Here is a 13,549-nt window from a genome sequence, read left to right on the forward strand (position 1 = left end):
CCATGGCCGCGACCCCCGTACCGCCCCAGGCGCCCCCCAAGCCGACCTGGGACCCGAGACGGCCGGTGCAGCCCTTCCCCTGGCTGCGCCCCACCATCCGGATACGGCTCACCCTGCTCTACGGCGGCATGTTCCTGATCGCCGGCATCCTGCTGCTGTCGATCATCTACCTGCTCGCCGCGAGCGCGCTGAACGTCGGCAGCGACCTGCCCTTCCGGGTCCTGTCCGGCGAGGTCTCCAGTGACATGTGCAACATGCGGGCCGCCAAGATTCCCGCGGACGAGCTCAACCGCGCGCTCAACGAGTGCGTGAACGAACAACGCCAGCACGCCCTGGACACCCTGCTCAGCCGCTCCCTGCTGGCCCTGCTCGGCCTCGCCGTGATCGCCTTCGCCTTCGGCTACGCGATGGCGGGCCGCGTCCTGTCGCCGCTCGGCCGGATCACCCGCACCGCCCGCGCGGTGGCAGGCTCCGACCTGTCCCGGCGGATCGAGCTGGACGGCCCGGACGACGAGCTGAAGGAGCTGGCGGACACCTTCGACGACATGCTGGAGCGCCTCCAGCGGGCCTTCACCGCGCAGCAGCGCTTCGTCGGCAACGCCTCGCACGAGCTGCGCACCCCGCTCGCGATCAACCGCACCCTGCTGGAAGTGCACCTGTCCGACCCGGACGCCCCCGTGGAGCTCCAGCAGCTCGGCAAGACCCTGCTGGCCACCAACGAGCGCAGCGAGCAGCTCGTGGAGGGCCTGCTGCTGCTCGCGCGCAGCGACAACCAGATCGTCGAGCGCAAGCCGGTGGACCTCGCGGAGGTGGCCGAGCAGGCCGTCGACCAGGTGCACGGCGAGGCCGAGGCCAAGGGCGTGGAGATGCGCGGCAAGCGGGACCCCGCGGTGGTCCAGGGCAACGGCGTCCTGCTGGAGCGGATCGCCCTGAACCTCGTGCAGAACGCCGTGCGGTACAACGTCCCCGAGGGCGGCTGGGTCGAGGTCACCACCGAGCTCCAGCACGGCCAGGCGGTGCTGGTGGTGTCCAACACGGGGCCGGTCGTCCCGGCGTACGAGATCGACAATCTCTTCGAGCCGTTCCGGCGGCTGCGTACCGAGCGGACCGGCAGCGACAAGGGCGTCGGGCTCGGGCTGTCCATCGCCCGGTCCGTGGCCCGGGCGCACGGCGGTCACATCGCGGCACAGCCGCGCGAGGGCGGTGGTCTGGTGATGAGAGTCGCCCTGCCGGTCTGAGACCGGCCGCACGGCGGAGATCGACAAGGCGACACTCGGACATGTTCGCTTTGCGCGGAATTTTCTGGACGTGCCGCACGAGGTACCGTGTGTGATCGATCACAAGGGCGAATTTCCGGCCATCTACTCTCCGTGATCATGCAACCCGCCGGAAAGCCGGGAAAATCCGGGTTTTCGGGGGTCCTGATCACGGGAAGTACACGGTGAGACGCCTTTGAAGTGCGGCATTGGGACCGTGTACGGTCCGCATCGCCATCCAAGCCGATCACTCTTGAGGAGTCCGGTTGGGTGTCGATTGAGTAACAGACCTTGATGTGAGGCAAAATCTCCGCCTCGGGTCGGGCACAAGTCCGGCCTCTCACGCGTTACGTGCGCTGGAGACACCGCAGACACCCAGAGGGGGAGAGCGACATGGCAACGGATTACGACACCCCACGCAAGACCGACGACGACGTCGACTCGGACAGCCTTGAAGAGCTCAAGGCCCGCCGGAACGACAAGTCGACCTCCGCAGTGGACGTCGACGAATTCGAGGCCGCGGAAGGCCTCGAGCTGCCCGGCGCGGACCTCTCGAACGAGGAGCTGGCCGTCCGGGTGCTGCCCAAGCAGCAGGACGAGTTCACTTGCATGAGCTGCTTCCTGGTGCACCACCGCAGCCAGCTGGCCCGGGAGAAGAACGGTCAGCCGATCTGCCGCGACTGCGACTGAGGGCGGGTCGGCCGTGACTGGCTCGACCCCTCCCTGGAAGCGCCGCTTCCCCGGCCGGGGAGCGGACCAAGGGCCGCCCGGCGGCCCCTTCGGCGCGCGTGACGACGGGCGAGGCTCATCCGCTGACGGATCGGCCTCGCTCGAACCGGCGGCCGGCTCCGGCAATCCGCCGGTGCCGGCTCAGCCTCCGGCTCCCGTCGCCCGGCGGCGGGCCGCGGTGATCCGGGAGAAGGCCGCGGAAGGCGTCCGCAAGGGCGGCAGCCGCGCGAAGGCGGGCCTCGCCCACCTCGCCGACCGGATCATCGAGAACGCCCCGCGAGTGCCCGTACGGGACCTCGCGACCCTGCGCAGACAGTTCCCGGGGCTCGGCCCCGAACAGCTCGCCGACAAGCTCGTGGCGGGCGCGATGACCGCGACGTCCACCGTCGGGGCGGGCGTCGGTGCGGCGGCGATGCTGCCCGTGCCGCCGGCCATGCCGGCGGAGCTGGCCGCGGAGGTCACCGGAGTGGCCGCGATCGAGCTGAAGCTGATCGCCGAACTCCACGAGGTCTACGGCGTACGCCCGCCGGGGAACCTCAAACAGCGCTCCACCGCCTACCTGGACTCCTGGTCGGGGGAGCGCGGCATCGACGTGACCAAGCCGACGACCGTCAGCACGGCGCTGAACACCCACATGAAGCACCAGATGCGCCAGCAGATCATGAAGCGCATGGTGCGCAACCTGCCGAACCTGATGCCGTTCATGGTCGGTGCGGCCGTGGGCGCGCTGATGAACCGCCGGGACACCAAGAAGCTGGCCGACCGGATCCGCGCGGACCTGCGCCGGATCCAGGTGCCCTGGGACGCGCTGGCCGATCTCCCGCCGCTGGAGGCACCGGCCGATCCGCTGACGGTGGGGGATGTCGCGAAGGAGATCCGCCCCGGACGTCCCTGGCGCGGGCGGTCAGGGGGATGACCTGCTTCGGGTCCCCTGTTCCGGGGAGCCTTCGACCCTGTGTGCCAGGCGGCCGCTAGGCCGCCTTCGCCGCCGCGATGGCCTCCGCCAGGGCCTCCGGCTGCCGCGTCGACAGGTACAGGTACGGCGTCGGGTCCTCGGGGTCGGTGACCTCCACCCGCAGCGCCGTCGGGATGTAGGCCCGCAGCAGCAGGAAGGCGCGGGTGTCGGCCTTGTACGTGCGCCAGGCCCGGGCCTCCTCGCGGTCCAGGACCTCCGCCTCGCCGAGCGCCGTGACCGGGATCTTCGCGTCGCCCGCGATCAGCGAGCCGCCCACCACCCGGATCCGGACCGCGCCGTAGGAACTGGCCACCACGGCCGCCGCGGCCGTGCCGCCGACCAGTCCGCCGAGCGTCGGCAGGGTGCCGAAGGGCAGCAGGATCAGCGCCAGCGAGAAGCCGGCCAGCAGCGACACCAGCCACCACGAGCGGGGGGTGGTGAGGCGTTCTTCGTACGGGGTGGCGGAGAGCTGCATGGATCCAAGCTTGGCACGGTGTCCGGAAGGCGCCGACGCGCGGGTAAGGTCTGCGGCTGTGAGTGGTACATCCGCAAACCTTCAGCCCCCGGCCGACGCCGTGAAACCGGTCCGGCACCCGGACGCCCCCGCGCCCGGTGAACTGCTCGGCGCGCACTACGGCCAGTGTTTCGGCTGCGGCGGCGAGCAGCCGCACGGGCTGCACCTCCAGGCGCGGGCGGGTGAAGGGGTCACCCTCACCGCCGAGTTCACCGTGCGCCCCGAGCACCAGGGCGCGCCGGGCCTCGCGCACGGCGGCATCCTCGCGACCGCGCTCGACGAGACCCTCGGTTCGCTGAACTGGCTGCTGCGGACCATTGCCGTGACCGGGCGCCTGGAGACCGACTTCCGGCTGCCCGTGCCGGTCGGCACCGTGCTGCATCTGCAGGCCGAGGTGACCGCGGTGGCCGGGCGGAAGATCTACTGCACCGCCACCGGACGCGTCGGCGGCCCCGAAGGGCCCGTCGCCGTCCGCGCCGACGGGCTCTTCATCGAGGTCAAGGTCGACCACTTCATCGACAACGGCCGCCAGGAGGAGATCCAGGCGGCCATGAGCGACCCGGACCAGGTGCGGCGGGCCCGCGCCTTCGAGGTGAACCCGTGAGCCGTGACCCCTTGAACGTGCTGATCCGCCGCGTCGACCCGGACGTACCGCTGCCGTCGTACGCGCATCCCGGCGACGCCGGCGCGGATCTGCGCACCACCGAAGCCCGCGAACTGGCGCCGGGGGAGCGCGCGGTGCTGCCGACGGGGGTGTCTGTGGCGCTCCCTGAGGGGTACGCGGCCTTCGTGCACCCACGATCCGGTCTGGCCGCCCGCTGCGGTGTCGCCCTGGTGAATGCCCCGGGGACGGTTGATGCCGGGTACCGTGGGGAGATCAAGGTGATCGTGGTGAATCTCGACCCGCGCGAGTCCGTGCGGTTCGAGCGCTTCGACCGGATTGCCCAACTGGTCGTCCAGCAGGTCGAGAGGGTCCGCTTCCAGGAGGTCGCGGAGCTTCCCGGCTCGGCGCGGGCCGAGGGGGGCTTCGGGTCCACCGGTGGGCACGCCGCCGTGGACGGCGAGCCCGGCACAAGCGGTCAGGCCGCCGAGGGCGGCACGACGGGTGGGACTAGATACGCTTCGGTCGTATCCGACCGGGAAGGACAGTGACGTGTTCGGACGTCGCAAGAAGAAGGGTGCCGCCGAGGACGCGGCCGGCGAGCCCGAGCAGGTCGTCGACGGCGTCGACACCGAGGCGGACGACGAGGGCACGCGCGAGCGCGTGCGGCTGGAGCCGGAGCCGCGGCCCGACGGACCGTGGGACAGCACCGAGGTGCGCGAGCCCGGCGAGGGCCGGGTCGACCTGGGCGGGCTCTTCGTGCCCGGAGTCGAGGGCATGGAGCTGCGGGTCGAGGTCGCGGGCGACGCGATCGTCGCGGCGACCGTCGTCCTGCGTGACAGCGCCATCCAGCTGCAGGCCTTCGCCGCCCCCAAGCGCGAGGGCATCTGGGGCGAGGTGCGCGAGGAGATCGGCTCCGGCATCACCCAGCAAGGCGGCATCATCGACGAGGTCGAGGGTCCGCTGGGCTGGGAGCTGCGGGCGCAGGTCCCGGTGCAGCTGCCGGACGGCACGGGCGGCTTCCAGGTCGTGCGGTTCGTCGGTGTGGACGGTCCGCGCTGGTTCCTGCGCGGAGTGATCTCCGGCCAGGGCGCGGTGCAGCCGCAGGCGGCCGGGCTGCTGGAGCAGATCTTCCGGGACACGGTCGTGGTCCGCGGCGAGGGCCCGATGGCGCCCCGCGACCCGATCGTCCTGAAGCTGCCGAACGACGCCCAGATGGTCCCCGAGGGGGTCCAGCAGGAGGACGCCGGATCCCGGTTCTCCGGCGGCATGGGGCAGTTGCAGCGCGGACCGGAGATCACCGAGGTCCGCTAGACAGCCATGAGCGAGAGGGCCGTACCCCCGAGGGGTGCGGCCCTTTCCCGTGCGCGTCAGGGTTGCGTCAAGGTCGCCCCGGCCGGCGCACCCGGTGGCAAATGCCGGGTTTGCGGGTCGTAAGGTCGACGCTGTGGGACGCGGCAGGCTCAGGATCTATCTCGGTGCGGCACCGGGCGTCGGCAAGACGTACGCGATGCTCTGCGAGGCGCACCGGCGTGCCGAGCGGGGCACCGACTGCGTGGTGGCGTTCGTGGAGCATCACGGCCGGCCGCGCACCGAGGCGCTGCTGCACGGCCTGGAGCGGATCCCGCGCCGGGAGCCCACCCACCGCGGCGGCACCTTCCCCGAGCTGGACGTCGACGCCGTCCTCGCCCGGCGGCCCCGGGTGGCACTGGTGGACGAGCTCGCCCACACCAATGTCCCCGGCTCCCGCAACGCCAAGCGCTGGCAGGACGTCGAGGAGCTGCTCGCGGCCGGGATCGACGTCATATCGACGGTCAACATCCAGCACCTGGAGTCGCTGGGTGACGTCGTGGAGTCCATCACCGGCGTACGGCAGCGGGAGACCGTGCCGGACGAGGTGGTGCGCCGCGCCGACCAGATCGAGCTCGTCGACATGTCCCCGCAGGCCCTGCGCCGGCGGCTGGCGCACGGCAACGTCTACCGGCCCGACAAGGTCGACGCCGCTCTGTCCCACTACTTCCGGCCCGGCAACCTCACCGCCCTGCGCGAACTGGCGCTGCTGTGGGTGGCCGACCGGGCCGACGAGTACCTGCGCACCTACCGCGGCGAGCACCGGGTGTCGAGGATCTGGGGCTCGCGCGAGCGGATCGTGGTCGGAGTCACCGGCGGCCCCGAGGGCCGCACCCTGATCCGAAGGGCCGCGCGGCTGGCCGAGAAGGGCGCCGGCGGCGAGGTGCTCGCCGTCTACATCGCCCGCAGCGACGGCCTGACCTCCGCCTCGCCCGAGGAACTCGCCGTGCAGCGCACCCTCGCGGAGGAGCTCGGCGGCACCTTCCACCATGTCGTGGGCGACGACGTCCCGGCCGCCCTGCTGGACTTCGCGCGCGGGGTGAACGCCACCCAGATCGTGCTCGGCTCCTCGCGCCGCAAGACCTGGCAGTACGTCTTCGGGCCGGGCGTCGGAGCGACCGTCGCCCGGGAGTCGGGGCCCGACCTCGACGTGCACATCGTCACCCACGAGGAGGCCGCCAAGGGGCGCGGGCTGCCGGTCGCCCGGGGTGCCCGGCTCGGCCGGTCCCGGATCGTGTGGGGCTGGCTGACCGGCGTCGGCGGTCCGGCCCTGCTCACCCTGCTGCTGACCCACGCCGACGCGGACCCGGGCCTCACCAACGACATGCTGCTGTTCCTGACCCTGACGGTGGCGGCGGCCCTGCTCGGCGGACTGCTGCCCGCGCTCGCCTCGGCGCTGACCGGGTCGCTGCTGCTGAACTGGTTCTTCACCGCGCCCGTGCACCGGATCGCCATCGCCGACCCGAAGAACATCCTGGCCCTGGTGATCTTCGTGGCCGTGGCGGTGTCGGTGGCCTCGGTGGTCGACCTCGCCGCCCGCCGCACCCACCAGGCCGCCCGGCTGCGCGCCGAGTCCGAGATCCTCTCCTTCCTCGCCGGTGACGTGCTGCGCGGCGAGACCAGCGTGGAGGCGCTGCTGGAACGGGTCCGCGAGACCTTCGGGATGGAGTCGGCGGCCCTGCTGGAGCGGGCGGGCGACCTCGATCCGTGGACCTGCGCGGGCAGCGTCGGCCGGGGCGGACCGGTGCGGCGGCCCGAGGACGCGGACGTGGACGTGCCGGTCGGCGATCACCTGGCGCTGGCGCTCACCGGCCGGGTGCTCCCCGCCGAGGACCGCCGGGTGCTGGCCGCGTTCGCCGCGCAGGCCGCCGTCGTCCTGGACCGGCGCCGGCTCCGCGCGGAGGCCGGGCAGGCCCGCGCGCTGGCCGAGGGCAACCGCATCCGTACGGCGCTGCTGGCCGCCGTCAGCCACGATCTGCGCACCCCGCTCGCCGGGATCAAGGCGGCCGTGAGCAGTCTGCGGTCGGACGACGTCGCCTGGTCGCCGGAGGACGAGGCGGAGCTGCTGGCGGGGATCGAGCAGGGCGCCGACCGCCTCGACCACCTGGTCGGCAACCTCCTGGACATGTCCCGCCTGCAGACCGGCACGGTCAGCGCGATCGTCCGCGGGACCGGCCTGGACGAAGTGGTGCCGGTGGCGCTCGGCGGGGTGCCCGAGGACAGCGTCGAACTCGACATCCCGGAGACCCTGCCCATCGTCGCCGTCGATCCCGGGCTGCTGGAGCGGTCGGTCGCCAACGTCGTCGAGAACGCCGTCAAGTACAGCCCGCCCGGCTCCCGGGTCCTCGTCTCCGCCAGCTCTCTCGCCGACCGCGTCGAGCTGCGGGTCGTGGACCGCGGGCCCGGTGTCCCCGACGACGCCAAGGAGCGGATCTTCGCGCCCTTCCAGCGGTACGGTGACGCGCCGCGCGGGGCCGGGGTGGGGCTCGGGCTCGCGGTGGCGCGGGGGTTCGCGGAGGCGATGGGCGGCACGCTGAACGCGGAGGACACCCCGGGCGGCGGCCTGACGATGGTGCTCACGCTCCGCGTCGCCGCCGACGAGCTCGACCGGCCCGCAGTACCGCACGTACCGGAACCCGAAAGGCAGGAGGCCCCATGACCCGGGTGCTCGTGATCGACGACGATCCGCAGATCGTGCGCGCCCTGGTGATCAACCTCAAGGCCCGCAAGTACGAGGTGGACGCCGCGTACGACGGCGCCGGCGCCCTCGAGCTCGCCGCCGCCCGCCACCCGGACGTGGTCGTCCTCGACCTCGGTCTGCCGGACATGGACGGCGTCGACGTCATCCGGGGCCTGCGCGGCTGGACCCGGGTGCCCGTCCTCGTGCTGTCCGCCCGGCACTCCTCCGACGAGAAGGTCGAGGCGCTGGACGCGGGCGCCGACGACTACGTCACCAAGCCGTTCGGCATGGACGAGCTGCTGGCCCGGCTGCGGGCGGCGGTCCGGCGCGCCGAGCCCCTCGGCGGCGGCGAGGGGGAGGTGATCGTCGAGACGGGCACGTTCACCGTCGACCTGGCCGCCAAGAAGGTCAACCGCGCCGGGGCCGACGTCCGGCTGACGCCGACCGAGTGGCACCTGCTGGAGGTCCTGGTCCGCAACGCCGGGCGGCTGGTCGGCCAGAAGCAGCTGCTGCAGGAGGTCTGGGGACCGTCCTACGGGACGGAGACGAACTACCTGCGGGTCTACATGGCCCAGTTGCGACGGAAGCTGGAGGCGGACCCCTCGCACCCGAAGCACTTCATCACGGAACCCGGGATGGGGTACCGCTTCGAGCGCTAGGACCGGGCCTTGAGGACGAGTTCGGCGAAGCGGTCGCCGATCAGGCGGTGGGTGGCCGCGTCCGGGTGGAGGTCGTCGGGGAGGGGGAGCTCGGCCCAGTCCTGTTCGCCGTAGAGGTCGAGGCCGTTGAGGTAGTGGAGGTTGGGGTCCTCGGGGGCGCGTTGCTCGACGATTGTGGACAGTTCCTCGCGGATCACCGTGAGGGTCAGTTTTCCGGCGGCCCGTTCCGCGGGGTCGCCCAGTGCCTGAAACTTCAGGCCTCCGGTGCGCAGGGCCTCCGGGTCGAAGGCGCCCGGGCCCGGGGTGTCCTCGTGGATGGGGCACAGGATCGGGGAGACGACCAGCAGCGGGGTGTCGGGGTGGCCGTCGCGGATGGTGTCCAGGAAGCCGTGGACGGCGGGCGTGAAGGCGCGCAGCCGCATCAGGTCCAGGTTGACCAGGTTGATGCCGATCTTGACGCTGATCAGGTCGGCGGGGGTGTCCCGCATCGCGCGGGCGGTGAAGGGGTCCAGGAGGGCGCTGCCGCCGAAGCCCAGGTTGATCAGCTCCACCCCGGCCAGGGTCGCGGCGCGGGCGGGCCAGATGCCGGTGGGGCTCGCCGCGTCGGAGCCGTGGCTGATGGAGCTGCCGTGGTGCAGCCACACCGTGCGGCCGCGGTCGGGCAGGGGTTTGACGGGGGCGTCGGCTCGCAGGGCCACCAGTTCGGTGGTCTCGTTGTGCGGCAGCCAGATCTCCACGTCCTTGTCCCGGGCGGGCAGCCCGGAGAAGAGCAGGGTGGCGACCGGTCCGGGGCGGTGCTCGGTGGAGCCGCTGGCCATGTCGACGATCAGGGTGTTGCCGCCGGCCGCCACGGCCTGGTGGGTCAGGATGCCGTCGACGAGCAGGTCGTACAGGCCGTCCGGACGGGGCGGGACGCCGACGTAGGACCGCTTGGTGGGGAGCGTGTCCAGTTCGACGGTGGTGGCCCGGGTGCGGAAGGCGAGGCGTACGCCGGAGGGCTGGGACTCCACCATGGCGAGCTGGGGGTCGGCGCACTGGGCGCGGGCCCGGGCGGGGAGCCGGTGCGGGAGCAGGCCGTGCTCGGTGTGCTCCAGCTCGAGGGCGCCGCGCACGAGGGCGGGGGTCAGGGGTGCGGTCTGCATGGAGTGGGCTTTCAGGAGGGGGGCCAGTTGCGCAGGGTGGCGTCGAGGGCGTCCAGGATCCGTGTCCAGGACTCCTCGCTGCCGGGGGAGCTGTGGCTGAAGCCGCCGGCCAGTTCCAGGTCGACGTAGCCATGGAAGACGCTGCCGAGGAGGCGGACGGCGTGGGTCTGGTCCGGCTCGGTCAGGTCGTAGCCGCGCAGGACGGCCCGGGTCATCTGGGCGTGCCGGACCCCCGCGCTGCGGGCCGCCGTCTCGGGGTCGAGGCGGTAGCGGGCGGCGGCGTAGCGGCCGGGGTGGGAGCGGGCGTAGTCGCGGTAGACGTCGGCGAACGCGGTCAGGGCGTCCTTGCCGGCCCGGCCCGCCAGGGCGTCCGCCGCGCGGTCGGCGAGCTCCTCCAGGGCGAGCAGGGCGATCCGGGTCCTGAGCTCCTCGGAGTTCCGCAGATGCGAGTACAGGCTGGCGACCTTCACGTCGAACCGCCGGGCGAGCTCCGAGACGGTCACCCGGTCGAAGCCGACCTCGTCGGCGAGCTCCGCCCCGGCCCGGGTCAGCAGCTCCGGGGTGAGTCCTGCGCGTACCATGACCGCCCTTCCTTTTGCCGAATGCCAGTATGGGATTGCCTAAAGGCTTTAGGCAAGGGGGTATGTGCTCGCCCCGGTCCGGGCCCGCTCCGGGGTTACGAAGGGGTTGGTGCGCCCCGGTACGCTTCAGACATGAGTTCTGTTCCTCGATCCGAGAAACCGGCGGGCCGGTTCCGGCGCATGCTCGACCGGCTCTCCTCGTCGCAGGAGGACCTGGAGTCCGAGGAACTGCGCGAGGACTCCGCGACGGCCGGCTGCACCCGCATCGGTGACTGCCGCGACCGACAGATAGTCACGGTTACTGGTACCTTGCGCACGGTCACCCTGCGGCCGCGTGCCGGGGTCCCGGCCCTGGAGGCCGAGCTGTTCGACGGCTCCGCCGCACTGGACGTGGTGTGGCTCGGCAGACGCTCCATCGTGGGCATAGAGCCGGGGCGCAAGCTGATCGCATCGGGCCGGATCTCGATGAGCCGGGGCCGCCGGGTGCTGTTCAACCCGAAATACGAACTGAGACCGCTCGGACGGGAGTAGCCGGTGACGTCGCTCGACAAGCCGACCGAAGACACCACCGCAGAAGGCGGGCACGACTCCCGGGCAGTGACCCAGGACGCGCTGTTCGAGGCCTTCGGCGGCCTGCGCGGCATGGTCGAGACGGTGCTGCCCGGACTGCTCTTCGTCACCATCTACACCATCAACAAGGACCTGCACCTGTCGGCGATCGCCGCGCTCGGTGTGTCCCTGCTGCTCGTCGCCGTCCGCCTGGTGATGAAGGACACCGTCAAGCACGCCTTCAGCGGTGTCTTCGGCGTCGCCTTCGGTGTCGTCTTCGCGATGATGACCGGCAACGCCAAGGACTTCTACCTGCCCGGCATGCTCTACACCCTGGGTCTGGGCCTGGCGTACATCATCACCACCCTGTGCGGTGTCCCGCTGATCGGCCTGATCCTCGGCCCGGTCTTCAAGGAGAACCTCTCCTGGCGCAAGCGGAACCCGGGGCGCAAGAAGGCGTACGCCAAGGCCAGTTACGCCTGGGGCGCGATCCTGCTCGCCAAGTGCGCGATCCTCTTCCCGCTGTACTGGTGGGCGGACACCGAGCAGTTGGGCTGGGTCCTGGTCGCCCTGAAGATCCCGCCGTTCCTGCTGGCCGTCTGGCTGACCTGGGTCTTCCTCGCCAAGGCCCCCGCCCCGATCGACGTGTTCGCGGAGATGGAAGCGGCGGAGAAGGCCGAGAAGGAACGTCAGGCCGCCGACTGAGTCCACGCGAGGAGCCGCAGGCCCCAGTACGCGAAAGAAGGGCGCCCCGGATGATCCCGGGGCGCCCTTCGTCGTCGTACGGCCTCAGTCGGCCGGCTGCTCGCGGCGCACCGAGAGCAGGTCCTCCAGCTGTTCCTCGCGAGCCTGGGCGGCCACGAACAGCAGCTCGTCGCCCGCCTCCAGGGAGTCGTCGCGGGTCGGGGTGAGCACCCGGGTGCCGCGGATGATGGTGACCAGCGAGGTGTCCTGCGGCCACTCCACGTCGCCGACCTGGGTGCCGGCCAGCGCCGACTCCTCGGGCAGGGTCAGCTCGACGAGGTTGGCGTCGCCGTGGCTGAAGCGCAGCAGCCGGACCAGGTCGCCGACGCTGACCGCCTCCTCGACCAGGGCGGACATCAGGCGGGGGGTGGACACGGCCACGTCGACGCCCCAGGACTCGTTGAAGAGCCACTCGTTCTTGGGGTTGTTGACGCGGGCGACGACGCGCGGGACGCCGTACTCCGTCTTCGCCAGCAGGGAGACGACCAGGTTCACCTTGTCGTCGCCGGTCGCGGCGATCACGACGTTGCAGCGCTGGAGCGCGGCCTCGTCCAGGGACGTGATCTCGCAGGCGTCGGCGAGCAGCCACTCCGCCTGCGGGACGCGCTCGACCGAGATGGCGGTCGGCGCCTTGTCGATCAGCAGGACCTCGTGGCCGTTCTCCAGCAACTCGCCCGCGATCGAGCGGCCGACGGCGCCGGCACCGGCAATGGCGACCCTCATCAGTGACCGCTCTCCTCTTCGGGACCCTTGGCGAACGCCGCCTCGACCTTGTCGACCTCGTCGGTGCGCATCATCACGTGCACCAGGTCGCCCTCCTGCAGCACTGTCTGCGAGCTGGGCAGGATCGCCTCACCGAGGCGGGTCAGGAACGCCACGCGGACGCCCGTCTCCTCCTGGAGCCTGCTGATCTTGTGGCCCACCCAGGACGGGGAGGTGTGCACCTCGGCGAGCTGGACGCCACCGGTGGGGTCGCGCCACAGCGGCTCGGCGCCCGAGGGGAGCAGCCGGCGCAGCATCTGGTCGGCGGTCCAGCGCACGGTCGCCACGGTGGGGATGCCCAGACGCTGGTAGACCTCGGCACGGCGGGGGTCGTAGATACGGGCCGCGACGTTCTCCACGCCGAACATCTCGCGGGCCACGCGCGCGGAGATGATGTTGGAGTTGTCGCCGCTGGAGACGGCGGCGAAGGCGCCGGCCTCCTCGATCCCCGCCTCGCGCAGGGTGTCCTGGTCGAAGCCGATGCCGGTGACCCGGCGGCCACCGAAACCGGGGCCGAGTCGGCGGAAGGCGGTGGGGTCCTGATCGATCACAGCGACCGTGTGCCCCTGTTGCTCCAGGGTCTGGGCGAGAGCGGAACCCACTCTTCCGCAGCCCATGATGACGATGTGCACGACCGTCCTTCCGAAGTCAAGAGTTACTGCTCAGCCAGATCAGGGTCTCAGATCGACGCCCAAGCTACACACGCGCGGTAGGACGTCGGCACCCCTGTGCACGGTTGCCGTTCGGACCGGGACGATCAGCGGCGGCTGATGCTGCGGACGCTGGCAAGTGTCAGGATTCCGAGGCCGACGAGCGCGGCGACGGCGCCGATCAGCTGGGCGGTGGTGTCCATGGGACCTCCGGAGGGCGGCAACGGCCGGAAGAATCGGCGGGTTCAGTCATATAGACATGCCGACGCCCCGGCCTACGGAATCCGCAGCTCCGCCACCCCTGTTTTCACCCGGAGAGCAGGGGCCGCCGATTAGAGGGGTGGCGGGTGGGCGGCAGCTCGTTCGAAGGCCTACGA

At 71.6% G+C, this 13,549-nt stretch carries 15 protein-coding genes; 10 read left to right on the forward strand and 5 right to left on the reverse strand.

Annotated features, from left to right (window positions below; all coding sequences use genetic code 11):
* The first annotated feature begins 2 nt into the window (after positions 1 to 2).
* From M8H82_RS04980 to M8H82_RS04990, 3 genes are all read left to right on the forward strand, one after another.
* Positions 3 to 1,238 (forward strand): HAMP domain-containing sensor histidine kinase, encoded by a 1,236-nt coding sequence (locus M8H82_RS04980; RefSeq protein WP_250071181.1) that lies wholly within the window; start codon positions 3 to 5, stop codon positions 1,236 to 1,238.
* Between the two features lie 411 nt (positions 1,239 to 1,649).
* Complete coding sequence (locus M8H82_RS04985) at positions 1,650 to 1,946, forward strand: DUF4193 domain-containing protein (RefSeq protein ID WP_005481602.1); 297 nt, start codon at positions 1,650 to 1,652, stop codon at positions 1,944 to 1,946.
* A 13-nt stretch (positions 1,947 to 1,959) separates the two neighbouring features.
* Positions 1,960 to 2,901 (forward strand): hypothetical protein, encoded by a 942-nt coding sequence (locus M8H82_RS04990; protein ID WP_250071182.1) that lies wholly within the window; start codon positions 1,960 to 1,962, stop codon positions 2,899 to 2,901.
* A 55-nt stretch (positions 2,902 to 2,956) separates the two neighbouring features.
* Here the strand turns inward: M8H82_RS04990 and M8H82_RS04995 are convergent, their stop codons facing one another.
* Positions 2,957 to 3,415 carry a DUF3093 domain-containing protein gene (locus M8H82_RS04995; RefSeq protein ID WP_250071183.1) on the reverse strand — a complete coding sequence of 153 codons (459 nt, stop codon included), beginning with the start codon at positions 3,413 to 3,415 and terminating at the stop codon, positions 2,957 to 2,959.
* A 58-nt stretch (positions 3,416 to 3,473) separates the two neighbouring features.
* Here M8H82_RS04995 and M8H82_RS05000 point away from each other — a divergent pair, with 58 nt between their 5' ends.
* From M8H82_RS05000 to M8H82_RS05020, 5 genes are all read left to right on the forward strand, one after another.
* Entirely contained in the window at positions 3,474 to 4,058 is a 585-nt protein-coding gene (locus tag M8H82_RS05000; RefSeq protein ID WP_250071184.1) for a PaaI family thioesterase, read from the forward strand.
* A complete protein-coding gene (gene dut, locus M8H82_RS05005; RefSeq protein ID WP_250071185.1) occupies positions 4,055 to 4,606 on the forward strand; it encodes a dUTP diphosphatase in 552 nt (183 codons plus the stop codon). The genes M8H82_RS05000 and dut overlap by 4 nt, the downstream gene beginning before the upstream one ends.
* 1 nt (position 4,607) lies before the next feature.
* Complete coding sequence (locus tag M8H82_RS05010) at positions 4,608 to 5,369, forward strand: DUF3710 domain-containing protein (RefSeq protein ID WP_250071186.1); 762 nt, start codon at positions 4,608 to 4,610, stop codon at positions 5,367 to 5,369.
* Positions 5,370 to 5,502: 133 nt separating this feature from the next.
* On the forward strand, positions 5,503 to 8,064 hold the full coding sequence (locus tag M8H82_RS05015) for an ATP-binding protein (RefSeq protein ID WP_250071187.1): 2,562 nt from the start codon (positions 5,503 to 5,505) through the stop codon (positions 8,062 to 8,064).
* On the forward strand, positions 8,061 to 8,744 hold the full coding sequence (locus tag M8H82_RS05020; protein WP_250071188.1) for a response regulator: 684 nt from the start codon (positions 8,061 to 8,063) through the stop codon (positions 8,742 to 8,744). Before M8H82_RS05015 ends, M8H82_RS05020 begins: the two co-directional genes overlap by 4 nt.
* Here the strand turns inward: M8H82_RS05020 and M8H82_RS05025 are convergent.
* Positions 8,741 to 9,886 carry a GDSL-type esterase/lipase family protein gene (locus tag M8H82_RS05025; protein WP_250071189.1) on the reverse strand — a complete coding sequence of 382 codons (1,146 nt, stop codon included), beginning with the start codon at positions 9,884 to 9,886 and terminating at the stop codon, positions 8,741 to 8,743. The genes M8H82_RS05020 and M8H82_RS05025 overlap by 4 nt on opposite strands.
* 11 nt (positions 9,887 to 9,897) lie before the next feature.
* Positions 9,898 to 10,467 (reverse strand): TetR/AcrR family transcriptional regulator, encoded by a 570-nt coding sequence (locus M8H82_RS05030; RefSeq protein ID WP_250071190.1) that lies wholly within the window; start codon positions 10,465 to 10,467, stop codon positions 9,898 to 9,900.
* Between the two features lie 132 nt (positions 10,468 to 10,599).
* On the opposite strand from M8H82_RS05030, the gene M8H82_RS05035 reads away from it, so the two are divergent.
* Both M8H82_RS05035 and M8H82_RS05040 read left to right on the forward strand, forming a co-directional pair.
* The gene (locus M8H82_RS05035) at positions 10,600 to 10,998 is read left to right on the forward strand and encodes an OB-fold nucleic acid binding domain-containing protein (protein WP_250071191.1); all 399 of its coding nucleotides are present in this window, start codon (positions 10,600 to 10,602) and stop codon (positions 10,996 to 10,998) included.
* Positions 10,999 to 11,001: 3 nt separating this feature from the next.
* Positions 11,002 to 11,721: a DUF3159 domain-containing protein gene (locus M8H82_RS05040; RefSeq protein WP_250071192.1), complete on the forward strand. Its 720-nt coding sequence runs from the start codon at positions 11,002 to 11,004 to the stop codon at positions 11,719 to 11,721.
* A gap of 84 nt (positions 11,722 to 11,805) precedes the next feature.
* Here M8H82_RS05040 and M8H82_RS05045 read toward each other — a convergent pair whose 3' ends face one another.
* Together M8H82_RS05045 and M8H82_RS05050 are read right to left on the reverse strand one after the other, a co-directional pair.
* Positions 11,806 to 12,483, reverse strand: a complete 678-nt coding sequence (locus tag M8H82_RS05045) for a TrkA family potassium uptake protein (protein ID WP_250071193.1) — start codon at positions 12,481 to 12,483, stop codon at positions 11,806 to 11,808.
* Positions 12,483 to 13,154, reverse strand: a complete 672-nt coding sequence (locus M8H82_RS05050; protein WP_250071194.1) for a TrkA family potassium uptake protein — start codon at positions 13,152 to 13,154, stop codon at positions 12,483 to 12,485. Before M8H82_RS05050 ends, M8H82_RS05045 begins: the two co-directional genes overlap by 1 nt.
* Positions 13,155 to 13,549: the final 395 nt, after the last annotated feature.

Source organism: Streptomyces sp. YS415, from assembly GCF_023544665.1.
GTDB lineage: Bacteria > Actinomycetota > Actinomycetes > Streptomycetales > Streptomycetaceae > Streptomyces.